Consider the following 24,524-nt stretch of genomic DNA (forward strand, 5'->3'; position numbering starts at 1 on the left):
TTAAATTCGCTTGATTGAAGCATGCGCAGGCATCAGTGACATTGGTTTTTGTTTTAGCCAGCATGAAGCACGATCTTTTCATTAAGAAGATAGAGGTGGATGATTGGCCTCAACTTCGTCAGCGAATCCTAGACGCCGATATATTCATCTTGGGCAGCCCGGTTTGGTTAGGGCATCACTCCAGTGTTTGCCAGCGCGTTCTAGAGCGGCTTGATGCTTTTCTGGATGAGACAGATGACCAGGGGCGGCTTGTCTCATACGGTTGTGTTGCGGGCGTCGTGGCGGTGGGGGAATGAAGATGGCGCGCATCATATTATCGCCGAACTGTTCCAGGGCTTGAACGATGTCGGTTTCACGATTCCAGCGAATGCTTCTACCTACTGGGTAGGCGAAGCAATGCAGTCAACCGATTTCAAAGATTTGAAGCAGACGCCAGAGGTCGTTCAAACCGCAACAGCGGGACTTACTCGTAACTGTGTTCATCTCGCAACGCTACTGAAGCAAGCCCCATACCCTAATCAAGATAACTGACACCTGCGTGCGTTAGGCGGAGCGAAGGGGGAATTGCTCTAGCGGGACTCGCTGAGCAAGCCTCCCATTTGTTGTTCCGAAAGCCGTGTATTGGCCATGTAGTAGACGATATCGCCATCTTGTAATGGACGGTCCGTGGCAGGGTTGAGCATGCTGCCTTCGCTATCGTCCTGGCCGCTAGCGAGCCCTAAAACGGTGGCGTTGCAGATCTTTTTCGCCTGTATAAAAAGGTCGCCAAAAGTGGCACCAGTAGGCGGTTTACTTATCTTCGTTTGATACTGCGTAGCGCCGCGATCGACGGCAAGTAGCTCATTAACCACTCGCGAAATACCGGCATCTGAAGCGGAGCGTACCAGCATTTCAAGTGCCAGCGCCTGGGTGCATTCGATACCGGGTAAGGTGCGACGTAGCATCGCTGCGGTGTCAGGATTTGCGCAGTGGGCGACAATATGGGCACCTTTTCCTTTTAGGCTGTAGGCACTCAGTGCGACAGTGGCCACCCGATCATCGCTTGTGTCATAAATAATAATACGGCTGGCGTTCTCAACCCCCGCCCGCTTGAGAAGATCAGCATTGGAAAAACTCTCGCCTTTAATAAACTTCAGATCGGCTGGGCGTGGATTGCTCATCTCTTTGGTCACACAAAGCACTATCTCGTCAGGTAGGCTTTTGTCGGCTTTGAGAATATCCAAAATACGTTCTGTGGTTTCGCCGTGCCAGCCGATAACGAGGGTATGGCCGGTTAGGTGGCTAAAATCGCCTTTTCCTTGCATTTGCAGTCTCCAAAAAACTGAAAGTGTGACAGTGGCTTTACCAATCAACGCTGCAAACAGCGAAATGCCGCCTGGAATGAGATAGAGCGTGGTGATCCATTTGCCAGCCACTGTTTCGGGGCTGAAATCACCGAAACCGACAGTGCTGGCAACCACCACATAAAAGTAAACCCAATCGGTAATGGAGTCGGCCATTGTTTCGCCGACCATGGAAAAAAACGCCCAGGTAGTGCCCATGTGTGCGAGGACTACTAGCAGAAGAAATGTCCATGAGATTTGAAGAGTTGATGCTTTGAGGACGCGAAGCAGTCGCTGGATTACAGGCATTTGGGTCTCTTAGAGTAATAAGTGCGCATGTTCTTTGTTTGGCGCGGAAGTCGAGAATTGAGTGTTTAAGCGTCTATGGAATAAACAAAAAGGGTCGCAAGTAGCGACCCTTTGTTATTTATAAGCTGTAGCTCTTAAGCGAAGCGCTTGGCAATCCAGGAAAATGCGCTCTCGGTAAGTGATTTTTTACCGTGGTGCTCGCGGTACTGACTCCAGACCATACCGCCTGATACTACCGCAAGGCTCATCAACATACTGGCAAGAATAAGTTCATTCATAGCTTACTTTCCTCATCTGAGGTTTTATCCCGCTCCACATAACCATAGCCGAACGACCCGACAAAGATCAAGAGTATACCCAGTCCCACGCCCATCCAAACATTATCGGTATTTAAGCTGGGATTGGTGACTACCCAGCCCGCCGTGAAGCAAGTGGCCACTACGATCACGCCCACGTTGCGAGTCGCTTCCAGGAACTGCTGCCGGGTTGCTCGGGCGCCTATTCTCCTGCGTACTGCTGAGGCCCTGCGTTCCTGTAAGCTTTTGTTGAGCCTAGCACGTAGAGCCTCTTGCGGGTCTTTACCATCATGAGGTTCTTTCAAACGACCACCCATTATTCATCAAGCAAAAATAACCCAGCAACATCGGGTCACGGTTATCGATCAGCGTCCATGGAACATCACGCTGAACCTAGGGGTCATAACGGTTATGTTCATTTATCAGGATAAGCATATGGATCGTGTATTTGCGTGGGACCATCACCACAATCGAGTCGTTTATCGAATTCCTGGCCATCATTTTGAGGATGGCAGAGAAGACAGTGATCTTTCTCCAGTATGGTTGCCTGCAGAAGTCTAGGATTTGCCAGAAGGCGTGGCCGTTGATGACCTGCGTACCGTCTCGGTTAAGGACTAACGGGTACGAATAATCAGTTAGATCCAATAAGCGGAATGGAGGCTAGAGCGGCCTCCACCGCTATTGTTAGACATTTATCCAGCGAAGCTCAAGTATTGTCATATTGCTCATTGAGCTGGCGCACTTCTCGATCAGCCTCAGGCTTCGTTGCGCAGCGGTGTCTAACGAACTCGCCATCTCTATCACTCGCCTCACGCGTATCAACCACCCACCATTCGGGCTGTGAATCAATCTCGGCACCTTCCTTGACAGCTCTGTAGACGATAAACGTCGCCATAGTCCTCTCCTTGGTTTTGATTCATCTTAACTGTAGACCATCTTTGTGAAAGGGTGAGGCTGGGGGAGGGTGGCATCTGTCGCTTAAAGCGATTGTGTTTAGTCAACAATCGGCTACTATGCGATTAACGTTACTTCTCTGGAAAACCGCCATGTTAAAAGGTCTGATCGTCTGTTTTGCGGTGTTATTTGCGCAATTGGCGGTGCTGCATGTGATTGATGCTCGTCTCTACAACTCGTCGCAGGATGTTCGTCAAACGGCGATTACCTCAGTGACGCCGCATAAAGACGAAACCGATGACGAAGAAGAAGTGCAAAGCTGAAAGGGAGCATTTATCCCCTGGCGGCAAACGGTGCCGCCAGGGGGGCTCAAAGTCTCTCGTCCAGCCAGGCATTGAAGGCAGCCCATGAGCGCTGGTCGGCGCGTTCGTGGTAAGCATCACTACCAAACACGCTGAAGGCGTGCGGTGCGCCCGAATAAATGCCCACCTCATAGATGATCCCTGTGGTTTCCAGTTTCTCTACCAGGGTAGCAACATCCTCTAGGCTCACAGAGCTATCAGCACCGCCATGGGCGATGAAAATGGGGGCCGTCTTGCTGGAATAGTCCTGGCCCTCCGGTGTCGTTAGCCCGCCGTGAAAACTGGCATAAGAAGCGATGTTATCTACCTCGCCAGAACGAGCGATCTCCAGTGCCACCGCACCGCCAAAGCAGTAACCCATTATGACCGTTTGTTCAGCAGCACCTTGTTCCCTCGCTTGCGCTAAACCACCCAGCGTTAGAGCACGCATACGCTCTCGATCTTGGTAGAGGCGGTTAGTGGCGGCTCGCTTATCGTCGACCGCCTGGGGGCGGTTGCCTGCACCATAGAGATCAACAGCAAAGGCGTCGTAGCCCTGCTCGGCCAACATATCGGCGCGCTTGCGCTCATAGTCATCCAGGCCATCCCAGTCATGGACAATTAATACGCTGCCCTTTGCGTTGTTTCCTCCAGTAATAAAATAGCCTTGGAAGTCCTCTCCGTTCACGCTGTACGAGATATCTTCCCCCGCGGGCGAGAATGCTAAAGCAGGCAGTGCGATTGCCAAGAGAGTTAAAGTGCTCCCAGAGAGCAGAATTTTTTTCATAGTAGCGTGTCCAATTGAGTATTCAGGAAGCATAAACAATGCTTGCTAAGCTGATTCAACGTTGAATAACCATTGGCGAAGAAGATAGTGTGAAATAGACAAAGGCTTGCGTCTGGAACTCGGTGACGGCATGCTTGTCAGTTGTTGGAAATACCATTAGGGAGCATGAACACATGGCTTACAACGATTCACGTATGGCACGTCCCCAGTCGGGCGGCGTTGCTAATAGTGTTAGTACTAACAAGGTGTTGCGAAACACCTACGCGCTACTGGCAATGACACTGCTGTTTTCGGCAGTAACCGCAGGTGCCGCAGTTGCACTTGGTATTCAACAGATGAACATCTTTGTGTTCTTCATTGGTGCCTACGGCCTGATGTTCCTTGTCCACAAAACCGCTAACTCTGCAGCGGGTCTGCTGGCAACGTTTGCCTTCACCGGCTTCATGGGCTTTACGCTAGGGCCGATCCTTTCTGCCTACTTGACCCTGCCTAACGGCGGTGCGCTGATCATGAACGCGCTGGCCATGACCGGTCTGACGTTTGTGGGTCTATCAGCGGTGGCGCTAACCACCAAGAAAGACTTTAGCTTCTTGAGCAACTTCTTGATGGCAGGTGCCATCGTGTTGATTCTTGCCATGATTGCTGGGTTCTTCTTTAACATTCCTGCGCTTTCACTGATGGTATCGGCTGGTTTTGTGCTGTTTGCTTCAGCTGCCATCCTGTATCAAACCAGCGAGATCATTCACCGTGCTGGCGAGACCAACTATATTCTCGCCACCGTGACGCTCTACGTTTCGATCTACAATTTGTTTGTGAGCCTTCTTTCAATTCTGGGTATCATGAGCAACGATTGATCTCTGGGAGCGCTACTAGATGATATGACAGGCCCTATTTTTAGGGTCTGTCTTTTTTTTAGGGCCACCGTCACTAGGTATTAACAACTAGGTATTAAAATGATGCAGTACGGCTTATTGGTAATGGGCGCACCGTACAGCAGCCCGGCCCCTCACTCTGCATTGCGTTTTGCCCATGCCGTGCTGGCGCGTGGGCATCAACTCGCAGGTGTTTTTTTCTATCACGACGGCGTTCATAATGCCTCTTCTCTGATGGCGCCACCGCAGGACGAACTCAATATGCACGACGCCTGGGCTGAGCTGCACCAGCAACATGCGGTCCCCCTGGACGTCTGTATCGCCGCTGCCCTGCGGCGCGGGTTGATGAATGAGTCGGAAGCGCAGCGTCATGGAAAGCAGGCGTATAATCTCTCACCTCCCTTTGAGTTGACCGGTCTTGGCCAGCTGCTTGAGTTGCAGCAACGTGCCGATCGCCTCATTACTTTTGCTTAAAAGGAGACCCCATGGCGACGCCTAACGCGCTGTTAGTGATTATTCGACACGCTCCTCACAACTCAAGCTGGTTGCGTGAAGGGTTAGATGCTGCCTTGGTGGCTGCGGCGTTTGGCCAGCCCGTGCATCTACTGTTCATGGGACAGGGGATACTGGCTTTGCTGAAAGAGCAGGGCAGTGGGGCTGCCGGGCAAAAAGCGACGCTGCCCACTATCGACATGTTGGAAATGTACGATATTGAGAAGCTATGGGTAACGGAAGAGGCGCTGAAAGGCATGCACTTAACCACGGATGCCCTCGTAGAAGGAGTGACCCTCCTAGCGGAACAGCAAGTGCCTGGGTTATTGCAGCAGCACAGCAACATTCTTAGTTTTTAGTGGGGCTACTATGATTCTACACATCCTCACCAAAGCACCTGATAGCAGTGCAGCTGCTCAAATGCAGCAGGCGGTAGGGGCGCAGGATAGCGTCCTGTTGATTGAAGAGGCGGTCACTGCTGCGCTTGCCCCTGCCTGGGAGGCTTGGGAGCAGTGCCCTTCGCGAATCTTCCTGTTATTGGAGGACTTGAAGTCACGTGGCCTTGCCAGTATTGCGGCCGAGCACCAACTGCCTACCCTGGAGATGGACGGCTTTGTAGCCCTTACGGAGCAATACACAAAGACAGTTACTTGGTATTAACTCATGTTAGATCCAAAAATATACCGTTATCTTGATTCAGAACAAAAATGGGGGCTAGATCCGGAAGGTTATCTAGTTGATCAGTCAAAGTGGAGCGATACCGTCGCTAACCTGATGGCAGAAGAAGAAGGCTTGCCGCTTACGCCTGCTCATTGGGAAATCATTGAGGTTGTTCGGACATTTTACCAACGCTACGAAATGGCGCCGGCCATGCGGCCACTCGTCAAGGCAACGAAAAACGCGCTGGGAGAAGAGAAGGGACGCTCGATTTATCTTATGCAGCTCTTTCCTGGCAGTCCGGCAAAAAGAATTGCCCGTCTGGCCGGGCTACCCAAACCTACCAATTGCCTATAACGTACTATTTGCGTTCGCTACGCCGCATCGCCACGGGTACACACGGAAAGCACCACTGCGTCGTCTTGGCTGGTGGAAACGAGCGCATGCCCCATGTCGCTATCAAAGTAGATGCTGTCACCCTCTGCCAGTACCAATGGGGCGTAGAATTCGGTGTAGAGCATGATGTCGCCATGCAGCACCATCAAGAACTCTTCGCCATCATGGCGTACCCACTGGTGATACTCGTCGAAGCTGCGTGCCCGCACAATGGTTTTGAACGGAATCATACGTTTCTGGGCGAGTTGATGCCCCAGCAACTCGTGCTCGTAGGTCGGCGTAGGGTGCAGCTGGCCTTTTCCTTTCCGGGTCAAATCGCGCCGCCCCATGGTGTAACGCTCCCGTTTAGGTGGTGTCAGCAGTTGGGGTAGGTCGATGTTGAGACCGGTGGTCAGCTTCTGTACCACGCTGAACGTAGGAGAGACTTGATCATTCTCGATTTTAGAGAGCGTCGAGCGGGCAAGCCCCGTGCGCTGGCTGACATCTTCCAGAGTCCATTGATTGGCAAGACGGATTTGCTTGAGCCGTTCGCCCAGGCGCAGCGGCTCAACAAACGGTTTGCTTCCCGATGCGATACGCAGCGCGGCATGCTGTTCAGAAGTAGCGGTCATAAATTGTCAAATTGGCTGCGTTGGCTTGGGCTGGAAGTAGCTGTAAAATGCCCATGATATCACAGCCGTCAGGCCGCCAAGAGTGGTTGCCAATCAGATGCCAGCACTAGGGAACCTCTGCAAAGGGCAAACCCAGCAGCGCTTTGAGATGCGCCTCGACACCACTGGCCAGCGACTTAGGGTTATAGCCGCCCTCAAGTACCGAGACAATTCGGTTGTCGGCATAAAGTGTCGCGATCTCCATTGCCAGATGCGTTACCCAATAGAAATCTTCGTCCTCTAGGCAGAGATCGCCCATCGGGTCATCCCGGTGGGCATCGAACCCGGCGGAAATCATGACGAGATCGGGCTTGAAGGCGTGCAAGGCAGGCAGCCAATGGTTTTCCACTACGCGACGGAACTCGCGTCCGTCGCTACCCACTTCCAGTGGGGTATTGACGACGTTTTGCCACTCACTGCGCAAATAGCGCCAGGGGTAAAATGGGTATTGGAAACTGGTGCAGATCAGCACCTCTGGGTCATTCTTGAAGATATCGATGGTACCGTTGCATTGGTGCACATCAAAATCGAGGATCGCGATGCGTTTGGCGCCATACTTGGCCCTGGCATGAGCCGCGCCCACGGCAATATTGTTGTAAAAACAGAACCCCATGGCATCGCTGGCTTCGGCATGGTGGCCGGGCGGCCTTACGGCACAAAATACGTTGTCCGCCTGACGTTTAAATACCTGGTCAACACCACGAATGACCGCCCCCACAGCCACGCGCGCGGCTTTCAGGCTGTTAGGGTTCATCATGGTGTCGCTATCTAGCGTAACAATGCCCTCGCTGGGCAAGCACTTTTCCAGAGCGCGCAGATGACGCAAGGGGTGTACCCTAGCCAGGGCTTCTTCGCAGGCTTCTTTGGCATCTGCCTGCATGGTCTGCTGTAATAGACCAGCAAGCGATAGGCGAGCGCGAATAGCCTCCAGACGCTGAGGGCTTTCGGGATGCTCCGGCCCCATATGGTGCAATGAGCAGTCTGGGTGGGTAAGGTAGGCGGTAATCATTCAAACGCTCCATTATTATTGATGCCACCTTAATCGCCTCCATGCCCTACGCGACAGTGTCAATAAGTCGTACAGCCGCTATTTAGTCAGGGGAGACTCATTCGTGAGCACGCGCTTTTTACACCATTTCTTTGAACCTCATACACTAGCGGTGTTTGGCGCCTCTGAAAAGCCCGCATCGCTGGGCGGTTTAGTGCTGAGAAATATTCAAGAGGGCGGCTTCAAGGGGGCGCTCTGGGCGGTCAATCTCAAGGGGTACCCGCAGGTATTCGGCGCCCCCTGCGTGAGCCGGGTGAGTGAACTGCCTGAGGTGCCTGATCTGGCCGTGGTCTGCACGCCTATCGAGGGCGTACCTGACCTGATCAAAAAGCTTGGTCAGCACGGCGTCAAGGCTGCCCTGGTGCTCTCCGGAGGCGCCTATCTGGATCGCGACAAGGGCAACAAGGGCTCGATTCGCGAACGTATGCTGAGTGCGGCACGCGTCTCCGGTATTCGTGTGCTGGGCCCGGAGTGCATGGGGTTGATTGTGCCGGGTAAAAAACTCAACGCCTCGTATGCCAGTCAGCCGGTGAAGGCAGGTAAGGTCGCCTACCTTGGCCAGTCCGGCATGCTCGCCAATGCGATGATCGATTGGGCCGCGGGGCGGGATGTCGGCTTTTCACATCTGATTACGGTTGGCGACAGCGTTGATGTGCTGCTGCCGGATCTAATCGATTACGTTAATCAGTTTTCTCCCGCGCAGGCCATATTGTTGCACCTGGAGCGGATCAGTGACGCGCAGCACTTCATGACCGCTGTGCGTGACGCCTCGCGCAACCGTCTGGTACTGGCTATCAAGAGCGGCCGTACGCCAGAGTCGGATATTTCCGGCATGGCACCGACACCTGGTATCGCCAACCGCGACGTGGTGTTTGATGCCGCTTTTGCCCGTGCGGGGGTCGTGCGGGTTGATGACTCCGATGAACTGCTCGACGCGCTGGAAACCCTCTCGCGAATGAAGCCGCTGAAGGGCGACCGCCTGGCGATTGTCTCGAATGGTTTGGGTCCTGCCATGCTGGCCATCGACAAGTTAATTAGTGCCGGCGGCAAATTGGCTGAATTTAGCGCCGAAACCCAGGCTGCGCTACACCGTAGCGAAGTCGATATGAGTAAACCGGGCGAGAACCCGGTGGATTTGGGCGGTAACGCCTCACCCGAGCGTTTTGTCCAGGCACTGGAGATTGTCGCGTCCGATGCCAACGTAGACGCCGTGTTAGTGGTTCATGCCCCCACACGCATGGCCCCATCGCTGGTGACAGCCCAAGCCCTAATCGATAACCGTAAGAAGTTTCGCCGCAACCTGCTGACTAGTTGGATGGGCCTAAAAGAGGCACTCAACGCCAGACACGCCTGTAATCTGGCCGGAATTCCGACCTATATTTCGCCGGAAAAAGCCGTCAAGGCGTTTATGCATATGGTGATTTACCAGCGCGTTCAGGCACTGCTGCAGGAAATCCCGCCCAGCTTGCCGTTTTCAACCAGCCCGGAAATTCGTGCCCAGTGCCGCACCTTGATCAAAGGGGCAAAAGAGCAGGGCAGGCAGACGCTGACCCACTCGGAAACCGCCCAGGTGCTGGAGGCATATGGTATCCCAACCGCGCCAAGCGTCTATCTGGCCAACCCGGAAGAAGCGCTTGCCCGGGCGACCGAAATCCCCGGCACCAAAGCGCTTAAGGTGGTTCATGAAGGCAACTGCCGTCCTTATCGCTACCGTAAGCACCCACATAAAATTTCGGCAGGCCTGCTGCAGGATTTGAAAACACCCGAACAGGTAGCTGAAGGCGTGCGGCGGCTGGGCGACAAGGTGGCTGAGAAATTCCCCGAGTATGCGATCCGCGAATACTGTTTGCAGCCTATGCAGCGTGGCAAACACTCGATGCAAATTTGCGCCGGTATCACTCGCGACCCTGTGTTTGGGCCCCTGATCGTCTTTGGTATCGGCGGCTACAAGGTTAACGTGCTGGCTGACCGCCAAGTAGCGCTGCCACCGCTTAATATGAGCCTGGCAGCCGATGTGGTGGGCCGAACCCATGCCGCTTCGCTAATCCGTGAACACTCCGCTGACCCTGATCGCGATATACAGCACCTGTGCCAAATGCTGGTGAAACTATCGCAGATGGCATCGGATTTGGGCGATTTGCGTGGGCTGGAAGTGAACCCATTGCTGCTTAATCGCGATGGCATGGTCGCTGTGGATTTCGCCATGGACCTTGGTACGCCGTCGCGTTTTGCGATCATGCCGTATCCGGAAGAGCTGCGTGAATGGGTGACACTCAAAAATGGCTGGAAGGTGGAAGTAAGGCCGATTCGCGCTGAAGATGCCCACTTGATTACCACCTTCCACCGCCAGTTGTCGGAAGAGAGTATTCGCTTCCGCTACTTCCATAATAAGTCCAATCTTACTCAGCGCGATTTGTCGATCCTGTCGCATATCAATTATGACCGCCAGATGGCGTTTATCGCCGAACACTTGAGCGAAGATGGCAGCAAGGAAATGCTAGGGGTAGTGCGGGTATGGAACGACCCGGACAATATCCGTACCGAATTTTCGGTCATCATTCGTGATGATCTACAGGGGCTGGGCATTGGCAGCCTGCTGATGAATAAGATGATTGCTTACTGCACCAACATCGGCACGCTGGAAATGATCGGCAAAATCATGGTCGACAACCACCCGATGCGGGCCTTGATGAAACATCTGGGATTCAAGAGCCGTTACAACATGGAAGAGCAGGTCATAGATGCCGTGCTGCGTCTCAACGAACCCGAAAGCGAGTGGCAACGGCACCGCCTGGAAAGTTTGCCGGACTAAGCGTCAGACTAGATACCGGGTTAATTGCCGGACGAGGGTACACAACCCAAAAGGCCTGCGTTTTAAGCGTCAGGCCTAGGCGTATCGTGATGATTTATGGCGCCAGCCGGAAGCGGCCCCATTCGCCACCATCGCGGCGTTCAAAGCGCAGCCGGTCGTGCAAGCGGCTAGGCTGGCCCTGCCAAAACTCGATCATTTCCGGTTCGACGCGATAGCCTCCCCAATGGATAGGGCGAGGGATGTTCTGACCATCGTAGGCTTGTTCGAAACGGTTTTGGCGCTCTTCGATCCAATTGCGATCGGGAATCACAACGCTCTGAGTCGCAATCCACGCACCTAGCTGGCTGCCGCGTGGGCGGCTGGCAAAGTACTCGTCGGACTCATCGGCTGACACCGGCTCAACGGGGCCTTCGATACGCACCTGGCGAGAGAGCGAAGGCCACCAGAATGTCATGGCAGCGAAGGGTACATTGCTCAACTCGCTGCCTTTATGGCTATGGTAATTGGTAAAAAAGACCATGCCGCGCTCATCAAACCCTTTTAATAGTACTACCCGGGCATGGGGCCTGCCTTGGCTGTCAACGGTGGCAAGCGTCATGGCGTTACCATCCTTGCCCTCTTTTTCCAGCGCAAGAGTGAACCACTCAGCGAATAACACGAATGGATCGTCAGGTGCCTGGGATTCATCAAGCCTACCGCCTTCATAATCACGCCTGATATCGGCTATATTACGTGTCATCGAATGCTTCTCCCTTGAATTTAATCCATGTTCGCTGGTCTGCCTTTAAAGCTCAAGTGATCGCCATCAATGAATGTTTAACGCAACTATTCACGACGGTCACTTCTCCCGTAGAGACAAACTTGGTTGCGACTAACTGTCCCGCATTCTATGAGAAAGTTAGAATTAATGCGAAGCTGTCTCACCCATACGGGCTCACCACCGGTTAGCTCATCACTGCTGATAGAGGAAAGGGCTATGCGTGGCAAGGTAGCAATTGAAGTATGGGATAGTTGGATGCGCCTGTTTCACTGGGGATTGGTGCTGGCAGTGTTGATCTCATTTTATACCACCAAGACTAGCGGTGCGCCTTTTCTCTTTCCCATTGAGGTACACGCCCAGGCAGGTTACCTGATACTCGGGTTACTTGTCTTTCGCTGGTTATGGGGCGTGCTGGGTAGTGTCTATGCGAGATTCAAGACATTTTTGTATCCACCGGCTAAAACAATGGCCTATTCAAAGGCACTCATCCAGCGAAAGCCGAGTGCTTATGCCAGCCATAACCCGTTAGGCGGCTGGATGGTGGTGATCATGCTGCTCTCGCTCACTTTTCAAGCAGTCAGCGGTGTGTTTTTGAGCGACGACATCTTTTTTCAGGCGCCACTCTATGGCTTATTTGGGGAAGGTGCTAGCAGCCAGTTGCGAACCTTGCATCAGTGGAATAGCGATCTCTTGATCATCTTAATTGGACTGCACTTGGTCGGGCTGGTAGTGCATCGGCTGCTTGGAGAGCCGCTGTTAGCGGCGATGCTGGGAGGTACCAAGCGCTTTCACCAGCAGCCGACCGATGCTCACAATGAGCCGTTAACTGCCTCCATGCTGCGTTTACGAGCACTGGGTGCTCTGCTAATAGCTGCTGGTGTTGTCGTATGGCTCTGGTTTTAAACGTTATTTATTGACGTAGCTGACGGCTACGGAAACGCGCATAGCCCATGCAGCCCGCAAATAGAGCCAGCGAAACGGCCGCTTCTAAAAGCCCGCGCGCACTTTGTCCGGGCAACGTTGCCAACATTATCCCCTGAGTAAAATAGAGCAGGCTGACAAATGCCAGCCACGCATGACCACGGGCTCGCTGGCCAATGATAGAGGGCAGGAACAGTACCAGGGGCAGGACAAAGGCTAACACCGGGCGCCAGTTAAACTCGTCGCCTTGTACTAGAAAGCCTCGGTAAATAACCAGCACCAATAAAATAGCAAAGCTGGCCAACACCAGTTGGCGGGTTCGCTGTGTGAGCTTATCAATCCCATGACGGGCTTCTACGTCTTCTAACCACTGTCTCATAATGCCTCCTGACGAATAGCGTGCAGGGCGAGGGCGAGCCGCGCTATGCGTTTGCCCTGGGCCACGCATAGCGCGCGCTCGTGTTCATCCACCGAGCGATCGCTGCGCGTACCGGCCAAGTGGCTGGCACCGTAGGGCGTACCGCCGGTGTGAGTTTCCAGCAGCGTGGTTTCACTGTACGGCACGCCCGCATAGACCATGCCATGATGCAGTAGTGGTACCAGCATGGTTAGCAGTGTGCTTTCTTGGCCACCGTGCAGGCTTGATGTCGAGGTGAAAGCGCAGGCGGGTTTATCAATCAGCGCACCGTTCATCCAGAGGCTACTGGTAGAGTCGATAAAATATTTCAGCGGCGCGGCCATGTTGCCAAACCGTGTTGGGCTACCGAGCGCCAGTGCGCTGCAGTTGCGTAAATCGTCCAAATCAGCGTAGACCGCGCCCTGTTCAGGAATCTCGGGATCGACGGCTTCACAGGTAGTTGAAACCGGTGCCACTGTTCGCAAGCACGCCTGAATACCGGGCACACTTTCTACACCAGCGGCAATTTGCTGCGCCATGGTGGCCGTTGCCCCAGAGCGGGAGTAGTAGAGCACCAAAACGTACGGAGTCATTTCACTCATCATTATTCCTGGCTAGGATCATGGAAGCTGTCACGCAAATAGCGCATAACATGGTTGCCTATGGTACCAGAGCTATTGGTAAGTCCGCGTCCGGTACAAACGTATTTTCTAGTACCGGTAAACGCAGATAAACCCAGGCGCGGGTGCCATCGCGGAGGGTGATTTCCATTCGCTCATAGCGAATACCCAGCCGTTCATAGCGGTCAAGGCGGGCCAGTTCATCAGCATCCACATGGAGCAGCAGGCCTTCTACATCACTCCCAGGCTGGGGGGAAAGGTCCAACCCATCGCGCTGATAGTCTTCCAGAGTGGCCTTTTCAGGGACGCCGAAACTGCCCATAACCACCAAGCGAATGGGCGCGTAGCGCAGCGTGCCGTAAACGAAGACCTGATGAGGGCGCTGTTCGATGTCGGCCAGGTCTTCTGGGCGGTCGTAAAACCACGGGCTCAGCATGGTTAACCATAACCATCCCGCTAGACTGAGCAACCCCACGCCAGCGATAACAAAAAGGCGTTTAAGCCACACCATTTTAGCCAAACCAAAGCGCCTCTGATTGATGATGAAAAAGTGGCTGTATAGCTTGGCGTGCCAACTTGGTGAAAACAAGCTCTATAATTTAAGCCCCATGTGTTTGAGCTCTATGCTTCACATCCTGAGTAATCGACTTATTTTATCTGCTTAAGCAAAGTGGTCAGATTTGCTAGGCTATCTAGGTAACATAGATGGTCTTTTGATCCTGCCGGAGGAGCCTGCAATGAATCAGCCACTTCGTGATGATATGGATTTTCGTGATCTCATCGGCGATGTTAAGCCACTACCACCAAGCAATCGTGCAGACCCTGGCGCTAATCGCAAAAGGCCTTCTGAGGCGCAGCTGGCTCGCCGTGAATGGGCGGAAGAGGAGATGGGGGCGCGCAACTTTCTATCCGATGACTTTGTCGACCTGCTTCCTCCGTTCGACCCGATGGAGTATCGGCGTGAGGGTATTCAGCAAGGCGTGGTCGATAAATTAAAGCACGGCGGTTATAGCGTTCAATCACAGCTGCACCTGCTGCGGCGACCCTTAAGTGAGTGCCGCCGAATGCTGTTCCCGTTCATTCAGGAAGCCTATGCCCATGACTTGCGCTCAGTCATGATTGTTCATGGCCGGGGGCGCGAAATCGACAGTCCTGCCAACGTGCTGCGTTCCTATCTTGCCAAATGGCTCAGCCAGTTTGAGGAAGTCCAGGCGTATGTATCCGCCCAGTCTTCAGAAGGGGGGCTAGGCGCTACCTGGGTCATGCTGCGCAAGAGTGACCGTGCCAAAGCCAATAACCGCGAGCGCCAGCAGAAGCGACGAGGCTAATCTGCCGTCCTAACCATCAAAAAGGGCAGCCGAAGCTGCCCTTTTATGTCATTTTAAAACTACTCGCTAGCGGTTAAGCGGCGTTCAAACAGCGCCTGACGCTCTTCCACATCAGGCTGGTAGCGAACGCTGATAAAGCTTAGCGCACGCAGGGCATCCTCTGGGTGCTGATCATCGCGCAATGCCATACTCGAAAACCCGCAGCGTCGCATGTAGTCCAGCTGATCTACCAGTACGTCGCCCACTGCACGAACTTCGCCCTCATAACCGTAGCGCTCGCGCAGCAGGCGCGCCAGGCTGTAGCCACGCCCATCGGTGAAGGCAGGAAAGTCAATCGCAATGGCCTGGGCACTGCCAAGCTGTTGCGCCAACTCGGCTGTTAGTTCGGTGTCGCTGGTGAGAAGTGGCGCCAGCTCGGCATCCTCCTGGTTGGCTTGCCACAGCGCTAGTGGTACAAACGCCGGGCGCTGTTCGGGAAGCGTTTCCACATCGTAGGAGACACACCAAGCGTTCTCTGCCGCTAGCTCGCCGTAAGCTATCAAATGATCAACATGTACTGGCGTCTGCTCAACTGCTTCAGTTTGCGTCTCATCTGTTTTATTAGGCACACGGCTATTAGGCATAGACACGCTCCTTAAAGGGTTTTAAGCCAATACGGCGGTAAGTATCCAGGAACCGCTCGTCTTCATGGCGCTGCGCCACATAGACTTCTAATACTTTTTCGATGACATCCGGCACGTCAGAGCGGAAAAATGATGGGCCTAGAATTTTACCCAGTGACGCATCATCGGTGGAGTTACCGCCAATGGAGATCTGGTAGAACTCTTCGCCCTTTTTATCGACGCCCAAGATGCCGATATGACCCACGTGGTGGTGGCCACAGGCATTCATGCAGCCGGAAATATTCAGATCCAGCGGGCCAAGATCATACAAGAAGTCTAGATCTTCAAAGCGTTCCTGCAGCGCCTGGGCAATAGGGATAGAGACCGCATTGGCTAGGCTGCAGTAGTCACCGCCAGGGCAGCAGATTATGTCGTTAAGCGTACCTACCGTGGGGTTCGCCATACCCAGCGCCTCAAGCTCTTTCCACAGTGCTTCCAGCTCATCGACCGGCACATCAGAAAGCACCAGGTTCTGCTCGTGGGTAACGCGTACTTCACCAAAACTGTAGCGATCAGCCAAATCGGCGACGGCTTCCATCTGATCAGCAGTCACATCGCCAGGCGCATGCTCACGACGCTTCAGGGAAAGCGTTACTGCTTTATAGCCGGGCACCTTGTGATCCGAGACGTTATTGGTCACAAAGCGTGCAAAACTGCGGTTTTCAGTACGCAGTAGGTCGAACGCTTCGTTGGCGTTCTCGGCAACCGGGCGACGATCTGGCTCAGGGAAGTGGAGTTTGGCTGCATCAACAGCCGCCTGGTTGAGTGTTTGCGGGCCATCTTTCAGGTGTGCCCACTCTTCATCAACCCGGCGGCGGAACTCTTCGATGCCCAGTGCTTTGACGAGAATCTTGATCCGCGCCTTGAACTTGTTGTCACGACGACCGAACTGGTTGTAAACCCGCACACAAGCTTCCAGATAGGTCAGCAGGTGCTGCCAGGGCAGATCTTCGCGTACCACGTCCGCAATCATTGGCGTGCGGCCAAGCCCACCGCCGGCCAAAACTTTAATGCGCAGCTCACCGTCAGCGTTGTGCCACAGACGCAGGCCAATATCGTGAACCTGAATCGCGGCGCGGTCCTGCGCGGCACCGCTGACTGCGATTTTGAATTTACGCGGCAAGTAGGCAAATTCAGGGTGCAGGGTAGACCACTGACGAATCAGCTCGCACCAGGGGCGCGGGTCTTCCACTTCATCATTGGCGATACCAGCAAACTGGTCGCTGGTCGTGTTACGGATACAGTTGCCGCTGGTCTGGATCGCGTGCATTTGTACTTTGGCCAGATCTGCCAAAATATCCGGCACATCCTCAAGGGCGGGCCAGTTCAGCTGTAGATTCTGTCGTGTGGTGAAGTGGCCGTAACCACGGTCATAACGACGAGTAATCTCAGCAAGGGCACGTAGCTGATTACCCGCCAGCATGCCGTAAGGTATCGCAATGCGCAGCATGGGCGCATGGCGTTGAATATAGAGGCCGTTCTGCAACCTTAATGGGCGGAACTCTTCTTCACCCAAACGCCCTGCGCGGTAGCGTTCCATTTGGTCGCGGAACTGAGCGACACGCTCATCAACCAGTGTTTGGTCGTGAATATCATAACGGTACATGTGGCACGATCCTGCTAAAAAGCGAAATGGTCACGTTGAGACGGACGTTAATATTGTGTCACCTTAACGCGGGCGTCATATTCTACAAAAGAATATATAATTATCTTTTTATCTCTAAAAGCTATTTAGAACACATATCATGGGCCAGTCAACGAGTTAGAAAGCGGGGCCAGCCAGCGGCGGCGCTGCCATACCCATAAAAAACCGGCTGAGTTTATCAATCGGTAAAGCAGTTGCATAAGCCAAATACCTAATAAACCCTGTTCTAAGCCAATCCCCACCCACCAGGCCAGGGGTAAAAAAAGCAGCCACTGCATCCCCAGGGTTAGCATCATGACCGTGCGCTGGGCGCCTGCGCCCATTAACGCCTGGGCAAGCACCAGAGCGGCGGCATCCAGCACAATCATCACGCCGGTTAGCTGCAGCGGAAGTTTACCCAGCGCGACTAGCTCACTGTTGGTAAAAAAGAGTGCGAGTACTTGCTCGGGCACAAGCAGCATCGGCAGCGCCAGAACAAGCAGGAGCAACCAGGCGACCCGCAGCGCATCTAGCCCCCAGCGGTGGGCCTCCTGCTGAGCATCCCGGCCTAGCGCTTCACCCACCAGGCTCATGGCCGCAACGCCAACCCCCACTCCGGGCAAGATCAGCAACAGCGACAGATTAATCAACACATGACCCACCGCAACGCTGGCCGTGCCCAGCTGGCTTAATACCCCAATGAGTACCACGTAACCCGCTGCGAACAACAGCTGCTGCAAAGAGTGGGGGGCGGCAAGAACCAGAGTAGTACGCAGGGTGGCTAAGCTTGGCAGGTGTGTCAAAAAATGCGCGCTAGAGGGGCTTTTTATGCTTACCCAGCACCACGCAATCAAGCCTACAAACAGCGACAGTGTCGTACCGGCACCCGCGCCGCTAGACCCCATTGCAGGCAGGCCTCCCAGGCCATAAATCAAAACGGCGCTGACCACCACGTTGAGCAAATGAACCGCCACAATAATTCGTAAGTAGAGATGCGTCTGTTGACGACCATTCCAGTAGCCACGAAAACAGAGTGTTAGCGCAATGGCCATCAGTGACACCACCCGCCAACGAAAATAGCCAACCGCAACGGCTTGAACGTCATCGGCTTGGCTAATCAAGCTAATCAGCAGCGGCGCTTGCCACCAGGCCCAGAGAGTAAGCGGCAGGGCAACTGCAAGCCCAATCACCAGCCCCGACCTAAGCGGGTGGGCGATCTCTGTGTGGGCAGCACCGACGCGATGAGCAGTTTGTGACTGCACGCTTGAGGAGAGTCCAAACACGACAGCGCTGAGCATAAACATGGCGTAACCGCCGACTCCCACGCCAGCAAGGGCTACCTCGCCTAAATGCCCTACCAGTGCGGCATCGATCAAGTTGAGCATGCTCTGGGAGAGCATGCCCAGCGATAGGTAAGGCAAGGCGAATAACCTTGCCGTGACGGCGAGCGACTAACAGCATTAATCAGCTCGGGTCGTAGGAGAGCACCGGTGAGAGCCAGCGCTCCATTTCCTCAAGGGGCATCTGCTTACGTGCGGCGATGGCCTCAACCTGATCGCGGGTGATTTTACCGGTGGAGAAGTACTTCGACTGTGGGTGCGCAAAGTACCAGCCGGAAACCGCCGCCGCTGGCCACATGGCGAAGTTTTCGGTCAACGCCAGACCGGTATTTTCAGTGGCATCAAGCAACCGGAATAGCGTGGCTTTCTCGGTGTGATCCGGGCAGGCGGGGTAGCCAGGCGCGGGGCGGATACCCTGGTATTTCTCGGCGATCAAGGCATCGTTGTCCAGCGTTTCTTCCGGCACATAGCCCCAAAACTCTTTGCGCACCCGTTCGTGCATGCGCTCGGCGAAGGCTTCCGCAAGGCGATCCGTCAATGCCTGCACCATAATCGCATTGTAGTCGTCGCCAGCGGCCTCATAAGCTTTGGATAGCTCATGAACGCCGTGGCCCGTAGTGACCGCGAAGCCGCCAATCCAGTCGCCTTTGCCGCTCTCTTTTGGGGCAATGAAATCAGCCAGACTGTAGCAAATACCGTCGCGTCCTTTCGTCGTTTGCTGACGAATATGAAAGAGGCGTTCAATCACTTCGCTGCGCGACTCGTCGGCATACACTTCGATCACGTCATCATCCACGCTATTGGCGGGCCACAGGCCGATTACGCCGCGTGCCTGCACGCGCTTCTCTTCAACCAACTTGCGCAGCATTACCTTGGCATCTTCAAACAGGTTGCGAGCGGCTTCGCCGACGACCTTGTCATCAAGAATTTTGGGATACTTGCCCGCTAGCTGCCAGCTCATAAAGAACGGCGTCCAGTCGATGCGTTCGATCAGTTCTTCCAGATCGTAATCATCGAAGGTTTTTAACCCCAACATATTGGGCTCGGCGGGGGTGTGGTTGTTCCAGTCGGTGCGAAAACGCCGCTTGCGCGCCTGAGTGTAGTCAAGATCCGCTGCTTTGGGGCGGCGCTTGGCGTTACGCTCGCGAACCTTTTCGTACTCTTCACGGATTTCGGCGACGTAAGGTGTTTTTAAAGCAGGCGTCAATAATTTGCCCGCTACGCCAACGGCCCGGGAGGCGTCGGTCACATAAATCACCGGATGCTCATACTGCGGTTCGATTTTGACCGCGGTATGCGCTTTAGAGGTGGTGGCACCGCCAATTAGCAGCGGTAGATCCATGCCGCGGCGCTGCATCTCTTTGGCGACGTGCACCATTTCATCCAGCGACGGGGTAATCAGGCCCGAAAGACCGATAATATCGGCGTTGTGATCTTTGGCCGCCTGTAAGATTTTGTCGGCGGCGACCATAACGCCCAGATCAATCACTTCGTAGTTATTACACTGCAACACCACGCCGACGATATTTTTGCCGATATCGTGAACATCGCCTTTGACCGTGGCCATGACGATTTTACCTTTGGCTTTGGTCTCTTCGCTCTTCTCGGCTTCGATATACGGGATCAGGTAGGCGACGGCCTGTTTCATCACTCGCGCGGACTTAACCACCTGCGGCAAGAACATCTTGCCATCACCAAACAGGTCGCCGACCACATTCATGCCGTCCATCAAGGGGCCTTCGATAACCTCAATGGGGCGTTCGGCCTCAGCGCGGGCCTGTTCGGTATCATCTTCGATATAAACGGTGATGCCTTTTACCAGCGCGTGTTCAATGCGCTTATTGACCGGCCAGCTACGCCACTCAAGATCCTCTTTTTTAGCTGCACCGCTACCGTCGCCTTTATACTTATCGGCAATATCCAGCAAGCGCTCGGTGCCGTCGCTGCGGCGATTGAGCACCACATCCTCTACTGCGTCGCGTAGCTCGGCGGGGAGGTCGTCATAAACGGCGAGCTGGCCCGCGTTGACGATACCCATGGAAAGGCCCGCGCGGATCGCATGGTAAAGGAACGCCGAGTGAATCGCTTCGCGTACTGGGTTGTTGCCACGGAACGAGAACGAGACGTTAGACACACCACCCGAGATCATTGCGTGGGGCAGGTTGTCGCGAATCCACTGAGTCGCTTCGATAAAGTCGACCGCGTAGTTGTTGTGCTCCTCAATGCCGGTGGCGATGGCAAAGATATTGGGGTCAAAGATAATGTCTTCCGCGGGGAAGCCGATCTCATCCACCAGCAGGCGATAGGCGCGCTGACAAATTTCGGTTTTGCGGGCGAAGGTATCTGCCTGGCCATCTTCATCAAAGGCCATTACGACAATGGCAGCGCCAAAGCGGCGGCACTTGGTCGCCTGTTCGCGGAAGGCGGCTTCGCCCTCTTTAAGCGAAATGGAGTTCACCACCGCCTTGCCCTGGACACACTTCAGGCCCGCTTCGATGATCTCCCACTTGGAGGAGTCGATCATAATCGGTACCCGGGCGATATCCGGCTCGCCAGCGATCAGGTTTAGAAAGCGCTCCATGGCTTCCTTGGACTCGAGCATGCCCTCGTCCATATTGATATCGATGACTTGCGCACCGCTTTCGACTTGCTCCAGGGCGACCTCTAACGCCGTGGTGAAGTCCTCTTCTACTATCAAGCGCTTAAAGCGCGCCGAGCCGGTGACGTTGGTGCGCTCGCCGACGTTGACGAACAGCGAGTCAGCCTCAATGTTGAACGGCTCTAGACCGGATAAACGGCAGGCGCGGCTGCGCTCAGGAATGACCCGAGGCGCCATATCGCGAACAGAATCAGCAATGGCGCGAATGTGCTCAGGCGTGGAGCCACAGCAGCCGCCGATAATATTGACCAGGCCACTGGCGGCAAACTCGCTTACGATCTCCGACATCTCTTCCGGTGTTTGGTCGTACTCACCAAACTCGTTGGGCAGCCCCGCGTTGGGGTGGGCGGAGACAAAGGTATCGGCTTTGGTAGAGAGCTCTTCTAGGTAAGGACGTAGCTCCTCGGCGCCCAGGGCGCAGTTCAAACCCACCGACAGCGGCTGAGCATGGCGTACCGAATTCCAGAACGCTTCTGTGGTTTGACCCGAAAGCGTGCGGCCAGAGGCATCGGTAATGGTGCCGGAGATCATTACCGGTAAGCGCTCACCGCGGTCATCGAATAGCTCTTCCAGGGCATAGATCGCTGCCTTGGCGTTAAGCGTATCGAAGATGGTTTCGATCATGATTAGATCGGCACCGCCTGCAATCAGCGCTTCGGCGGCTTCATAGTAGTTCTCGCGCAGCTCATCAAAGGTGACGTTACGCTTAGCGGGATCATTTACATCCGGCGATAGCGACGCGGTGCGCGAGGTGGGGCCTAACACACCGGCAACATAGCGGGGCACGCCGGTTTCAGCGGCCACTGCATCACACACCTCGCGAGCAAGGCGTGCTGATTCGCGGTTAAGCTCAACCACCAGCGATTCCATGCCGTAATCAGACTGTGACAGCTGAGTGCTATTAAAGGTGTTGGTCTCAATAATGTCGGCACCGGCTTCCAGATAGTCACGGTGAATCCGCGTGACCACTTCGGGGCAGGTAAGCGCGAGCAGATCATTATTGCCTTTGAGATCCGAGGGCCAGTCGCTAAACCGTTCGCCGCGAAAATCTTCCTCGCTCAACTGGGCATTCTGCAACATGGTGCCCATGCCGCCATCCAGAATCAGGATACGTTGGGCAAGGCGTTGGGTGAGGGTTGCGATCAAAGCACTATCAGCCATGGCAGGGGGAGTTCTCCAGCGTCACAGTCGTCAAAGGGGATGTTGTTATCGTCGGAAAAAGCAGCATCTGTCGTTATAAGGCGCATAATGATAACAAAAGGGATGGCAAAAGGCGCCCCTACGGAGGCTATACGCAAGATAAGGAAAGATAATTAATAGTCGCTCGTAAAAAGAGCTGTTTAAAATAGCCGACTAAAACAGTCGGGATTGTGTCAGCGCGCTGTTTTGCTTACCATAGACACAAATGACATGTGAAGTGGCGCCGCCACTACCACGGGAGGAAGACAGCCCTCATGACCACGACTAGCGAAGCAGATACTAAAATCGATACCCAAGGTATTGATATCACAGACAGCGCGCAGGAATACTTGGCAGAACTGCTGGAAAAGCAGAACGTTGAGGGTATTGCCGTACGCATTTTCATTACCCAGCCGGGTACACCCTACGCGGAAACGTGTTTGGCTTACTGCCGTCCCGGCGAAGAAGAGCCTACCGATGTCACGCTGGAGCTCGAGAAAATCAATGTATTTCTCGACAAAAACAGCTTGGCCTTTTTGGAAGAAGCGGTGGTGGATTTCAACGCCGACCGCATGGGTGGTCAGCTGACGATCAAAGCACCCAACGCCAAAATGCCGAAGGTCAATGCGGATAGTCCCCTTGAAGACCGTATCAACTACGTGCTTTACAGCGAGATCAATCCTGGGCTGGCGGCCCATGGCGGTGAAATAAAGCTTGTTGAGCTCACCGAGCAGCAGTATGCGGTATTAGCCTTTGGCGGTGGTTGCCAGGGCTGTGCAGCGGTCGATTTAACGCTGAAAGATGGCGTTGAGAAAACCCTGATGGAGCGTATTCCCGAGCTTGCCGGCATTCGCGACGTCACCGACCATACCGATACGACCAACGCTTACTACCGTTAAACTAACGGTATCGCACCAAAAGCCCAGCCTTTAACAGCTGGGCTTCTTTATATTCTCCGTTTTAAGACCTGTCTTTTAAGAACGCAGCTTTGATCACTGTTCTGGTTCATTACCCTTGGCACTCTGATGTGAAAGCGCGTCGGGAAGCGCCGTTAGCTGTGTTTGCAACGCCTCCATACGGTTCCACAACTTCTCTTGCCACGCTTGCTGTAGCTCGGTTTCGCGATCGGCATGCTGTTGGGCCTGCTTCTTGAGCGCCACCTTCGACTCATTCAGCTGTAGGGTAAGCGCCTTCAACTGCTTTTCAAGCGATGTGATTTGTTGCATCTGGCCACTAAGCCGTTGCTCGCGTTCGTTGCCTTCCAGCTGCAGCTGATGCAGGGCCTGCTGCTTTGTTTTTAGCTCCTGACTTAATGTTTCCACACGCTGCTCAGACTGCAGATGGCGTTTTTGGTAACTCTTCTCCTCCTGGGCGCGTGCCTGTTGAGCACTATCCAGCATCGCCATTAGTCTGCCTTCCGCTGCCTCATGACGCTGCTCTTCTTGTGCCAGCCGCTGCTCCCACGCCACCTGCTGCTCACTAAGGGCTTGGCTATGCGTATCACGCTGCGCCTCTAGCTGACTCTTTAGCTGCTGTTGCGCCTGCTTCAGTTGATTGACTTCACTGTGTGACGCTTCAGCAAGCTGGTGCCAGTGGTGCTCACTGGTTTGACTCGCAGCTAATTCCCGGTTTAACGCCTCCATGCGCTGCTCCATATGACGCAAGTGCTCGGCGAGGGCGCTTTCGCGCTGCTCGGCGTTAGCGGCCTGCTGTTTTGCATCTTCTGCGAGCTGCTGGGCGTCTGCAACCTGGCGATTGGCATCTTCGCGATAGTGGAGCAGCGCTTGATTCGCTACCTCCTGGGCCTCGCGCCATAGCTCGCTAGCCATGGTTACCACGACTTCCGGCACACCCTTGGGCGGCGGCACGTCGCGATTTTGCTCCCGCTCGCTGCGCCACTGGCGAAAGTGATCACTAATCGTAGTGAAGCTACCGGTGCCCAGCACATCGCGGATGCGCTGCACGCTGGGCGTGTCGCCGCGAGCCAGCAGGGCATCTATTGCTTGTTGCACATCGCTGTACTGAATGCCGTTGCGGGCCATGAAGCGCTCCTTCCTTGCGGGCTTTTCTTACGGGATTTGTCGTCGCATTGTCGGCATTAATGATTCAAAAGGCAATAATTACGTATTATGTAATACGTAAAATTATTTATGATATT

General features: G+C 54.3%; 27 protein-coding genes and 1 pseudogene. 12 read left to right on the forward strand and 16 right to left on the reverse strand.

All coding sequences use genetic code 11. The annotated features are described in order from the left end of the window. Positions 1-62 precede the first annotated feature (62 nt). The gene (locus HZS80_RS23340; protein ID WP_246361675.1) at positions 63-296 is read left to right on the forward strand and encodes an NAD(P)H-dependent oxidoreductase; all 234 of its coding nucleotides are present in this window, start codon (positions 63-65) and stop codon (positions 294-296) included. Then, positions 250-531, forward strand: a complete 282-nt coding sequence (locus HZS80_RS02580; protein ID WP_246361677.1) for a hypothetical protein — start codon at positions 250-252, stop codon at positions 529-531. Before HZS80_RS23340 ends, HZS80_RS02580 begins: the two co-directional genes overlap by 47 nt. A gap of 38 nt (positions 532-569) precedes the next feature. On the opposite strand, the gene HZS80_RS02585 is transcribed toward HZS80_RS02580, so the two are convergent. The 4 genes from HZS80_RS02585 to HZS80_RS02600 all read right to left on the reverse strand — a co-directional run bounded on the left by HZS80_RS02585 (position 570) and on the right by HZS80_RS02600 (position 2,822). Then, positions 570-1,631 carry an ion channel gene (locus HZS80_RS02585; RefSeq protein ID WP_179915093.1) on the reverse strand — a complete coding sequence of 354 codons (1,062 nt, stop codon included), beginning with the start codon at positions 1,629-1,631 and terminating at the stop codon, positions 570-572. A gap of 134 nt (positions 1,632-1,765) precedes the next feature. Next, complete coding sequence (locus tag HZS80_RS02590) at positions 1,766-1,909, reverse strand: hypothetical protein (protein ID WP_158414210.1); 144 nt, start codon at positions 1,907-1,909, stop codon at positions 1,766-1,768. After that, entirely contained in the window at positions 1,906-2,232 is a 327-nt protein-coding gene (locus HZS80_RS02595) for a hypothetical protein (RefSeq protein WP_144408583.1), read from the reverse strand. The genes HZS80_RS02590 and HZS80_RS02595 overlap by 4 nt, the downstream gene beginning before the upstream one ends. A gap of 401 nt (positions 2,233-2,633) precedes the next feature. Further along, positions 2,634-2,822 (reverse strand): hypothetical protein, encoded by a 189-nt coding sequence (locus tag HZS80_RS02600; protein WP_179915094.1) that lies wholly within the window; start codon positions 2,820-2,822, stop codon positions 2,634-2,636. 151 nt (positions 2,823-2,973) lie between these two features. Here HZS80_RS02600 and HZS80_RS02605 point away from each other — a divergent pair, with 151 nt between their 5' ends. Next, the gene (locus tag HZS80_RS02605; RefSeq protein WP_179915095.1) at positions 2,974-3,144 is read left to right on the forward strand and encodes a hypothetical protein; all 171 of its coding nucleotides are present in this window, start codon (positions 2,974-2,976) and stop codon (positions 3,142-3,144) included. Positions 3,145-3,190: 46 nt separating this feature from the next. On the opposite strand, the gene HZS80_RS02610 is transcribed toward HZS80_RS02605, so the two are convergent. Beyond that, positions 3,191-3,949, reverse strand: coding sequence for a dienelactone hydrolase family protein (locus HZS80_RS02610; RefSeq protein WP_179915096.1), 759 nt, complete (start codon positions 3,947-3,949; stop codon positions 3,191-3,193). A 173-nt stretch (positions 3,950-4,122) separates the two neighbouring features. On the opposite strand from HZS80_RS02610, the gene HZS80_RS02615 reads away from it, so the two are divergent. From HZS80_RS02615 to HZS80_RS02635, 5 genes are all read left to right on the forward strand, one after another. Next, positions 4,123-4,803 (forward strand): Bax inhibitor-1/YccA family protein, encoded by a 681-nt coding sequence (locus tag HZS80_RS02615; RefSeq protein WP_008957931.1) that lies wholly within the window; start codon positions 4,123-4,125, stop codon positions 4,801-4,803. 102 nt (positions 4,804-4,905) lie between these two features. Then, positions 4,906-5,295: a sulfurtransferase complex subunit TusD gene (tusD, locus tag HZS80_RS02620; RefSeq protein WP_008957932.1), complete on the forward strand. Its 390-nt coding sequence runs from the start codon at positions 4,906-4,908 to the stop codon at positions 5,293-5,295. 11 nt (positions 5,296-5,306) lie between these two features. Beyond that, positions 5,307-5,672 (forward strand): sulfurtransferase complex subunit TusC, encoded by a 366-nt coding sequence (gene tusC, locus HZS80_RS02625; protein WP_035558123.1) that lies wholly within the window; start codon positions 5,307-5,309, stop codon positions 5,670-5,672. Positions 5,673-5,682: 10 nt separating this feature from the next. Continuing rightward, positions 5,683-5,973 carry a sulfurtransferase complex subunit TusB gene (gene tusB / locus HZS80_RS02630; protein ID WP_035558127.1) on the forward strand — a complete coding sequence of 97 codons (291 nt, stop codon included), beginning with the start codon at positions 5,683-5,685 and terminating at the stop codon, positions 5,971-5,973. A gap of 3 nt (positions 5,974-5,976) precedes the next feature. After that, positions 5,977-6,327 carry a TusE/DsrC/DsvC family sulfur relay protein gene (locus HZS80_RS02635; RefSeq protein WP_179915097.1) on the forward strand — a complete coding sequence of 117 codons (351 nt, stop codon included), beginning with the start codon at positions 5,977-5,979 and terminating at the stop codon, positions 6,325-6,327. 17 nt (positions 6,328-6,344) lie between these two features. Here HZS80_RS02635 and HZS80_RS02640 read toward each other — a convergent pair whose 3' ends face one another. Next, on the reverse strand, positions 6,345-6,977 hold the full coding sequence (locus HZS80_RS02640) for a helix-turn-helix domain-containing protein (RefSeq protein WP_035558135.1): 633 nt from the start codon (positions 6,975-6,977) through the stop codon (positions 6,345-6,347). A 106-nt stretch (positions 6,978-7,083) separates the two neighbouring features. Beyond that, complete coding sequence (locus tag HZS80_RS02645) at positions 7,084-8,025, reverse strand: histone deacetylase family protein (RefSeq protein ID WP_179915098.1); 942 nt, start codon at positions 8,023-8,025, stop codon at positions 7,084-7,086. Positions 8,026-8,128: 103 nt separating this feature from the next. On the opposite strand from HZS80_RS02645, the gene HZS80_RS02650 reads away from it, so the two are divergent. After that, on the forward strand, positions 8,129-10,876 hold the full coding sequence (locus tag HZS80_RS02650; RefSeq protein ID WP_179915099.1) for a bifunctional acetate--CoA ligase family protein/GNAT family N-acetyltransferase: 2,748 nt from the start codon (positions 8,129-8,131) through the stop codon (positions 10,874-10,876). Between the two features lie 94 nt (positions 10,877-10,970). On the opposite strand, the gene pdxH is transcribed toward HZS80_RS02650, so the two are convergent. Next, entirely contained in the window at positions 10,971-11,615 is a 645-nt protein-coding gene (pdxH, locus tag HZS80_RS02655; RefSeq protein ID WP_179915100.1) for a pyridoxamine 5'-phosphate oxidase, read from the reverse strand. A 237-nt stretch (positions 11,616-11,852) separates the two neighbouring features. Between pdxH and HZS80_RS02660 the strand changes: the two genes are divergently transcribed. Then, positions 11,853-12,539, forward strand: a complete 687-nt coding sequence (locus tag HZS80_RS02660) for a cytochrome b/b6 domain-containing protein (protein WP_035558143.1) — start codon at positions 11,853-11,855, stop codon at positions 12,537-12,539. Between the two features lie 7 nt (positions 12,540-12,546). Here the strand turns inward: HZS80_RS02660 and HZS80_RS02665 are convergent, their stop codons facing one another. Genes HZS80_RS02665 through HZS80_RS02675 form a run of 3 tightly spaced genes read right to left on the reverse strand, consistent with a single transcriptional unit; the run spans position 12,547 to position 14,085 of the window. Then, the gene (locus tag HZS80_RS02665; RefSeq protein WP_035558146.1) at positions 12,547-12,936 is read right to left on the reverse strand and encodes a DUF2069 domain-containing protein; all 390 of its coding nucleotides are present in this window, start codon (positions 12,934-12,936) and stop codon (positions 12,547-12,549) included. Next, positions 12,933-13,556, reverse strand: coding sequence for an NAD(P)H:quinone oxidoreductase (gene wrbA, locus HZS80_RS02670; RefSeq protein ID WP_179915101.1), 624 nt, complete (start codon positions 13,554-13,556; stop codon positions 12,933-12,935). Before wrbA ends, HZS80_RS02665 begins: the two co-directional genes overlap by 4 nt. 58 nt (positions 13,557-13,614) lie before the next feature. Beyond that, positions 13,615-14,085: a gamma-glutamylcyclotransferase family protein gene (locus HZS80_RS02675; protein ID WP_035558734.1), complete on the reverse strand. Its 471-nt coding sequence runs from the start codon at positions 14,083-14,085 to the stop codon at positions 13,615-13,617. Positions 14,086-14,311: 226 nt separating this feature from the next. Here HZS80_RS02675 and smrA point away from each other — a divergent pair, with 226 nt between their 5' ends. Next, a complete protein-coding gene (gene smrA / locus HZS80_RS02680) occupies positions 14,312-14,902 on the forward strand; it encodes a DNA endonuclease SmrA (RefSeq protein ID WP_008957944.1) in 591 nt (196 codons plus the stop codon). Positions 14,903-14,961: 59 nt separating this feature from the next. On the opposite strand, the gene HZS80_RS02685 is transcribed toward smrA, so the two are convergent. The 4 genes and pseudogenes from HZS80_RS02685 to metH all read right to left on the reverse strand — a co-directional run bounded on the left by HZS80_RS02685 (position 14,962) and on the right by metH (position 22,348). Beyond that, on the reverse strand, positions 14,962-15,525 hold the full coding sequence (locus tag HZS80_RS02685; RefSeq protein WP_035558153.1) for a DUF934 domain-containing protein: 564 nt from the start codon (positions 15,523-15,525) through the stop codon (positions 14,962-14,964). Next, positions 15,518-17,170 carry a nitrite/sulfite reductase gene (locus HZS80_RS02690; RefSeq protein WP_179915102.1) on the reverse strand — a complete coding sequence of 551 codons (1,653 nt, stop codon included), beginning with the start codon at positions 17,168-17,170 and terminating at the stop codon, positions 15,518-15,520. Before HZS80_RS02690 ends, HZS80_RS02685 begins: the two co-directional genes overlap by 8 nt. A 137-nt stretch (positions 17,171-17,307) precedes the next feature. After that, a pseudogene (locus HZS80_RS02695) lies at positions 17,308-18,649 on the reverse strand (MATE family efflux transporter). Between the two features lie 3 nt (positions 18,650-18,652). Next, the gene (gene metH / locus HZS80_RS02700; RefSeq protein ID WP_179915103.1) at positions 18,653-22,348 is read right to left on the reverse strand and encodes a methionine synthase; all 3,696 of its coding nucleotides are present in this window, start codon (positions 22,346-22,348) and stop codon (positions 18,653-18,655) included. Between the two features lie 293 nt (positions 22,349-22,641). Between metH and nfuA the strand changes: the two genes are divergently transcribed. Next, entirely contained in the window at positions 22,642-23,265 is a 624-nt protein-coding gene (gene nfuA, locus HZS80_RS02705) for a Fe-S biogenesis protein NfuA (RefSeq protein WP_035558166.1), read from the forward strand. Between the two features lie 93 nt (positions 23,266-23,358). On the opposite strand, the gene HZS80_RS02710 is transcribed toward nfuA, so the two are convergent. Continuing rightward, the gene (locus HZS80_RS02710) at positions 23,359-24,408 is read right to left on the reverse strand and encodes a DNA-binding protein (RefSeq protein ID WP_035558169.1); all 1,050 of its coding nucleotides are present in this window, start codon (positions 24,406-24,408) and stop codon (positions 23,359-23,361) included. Between the last annotated feature and the right edge of the window lie 116 nt (positions 24,409-24,524).

The organism is Vreelandella glaciei, assembly GCF_013415125.1.
GTDB lineage: Bacteria > Pseudomonadota > Gammaproteobacteria > Pseudomonadales > Halomonadaceae > Vreelandella > Vreelandella glaciei.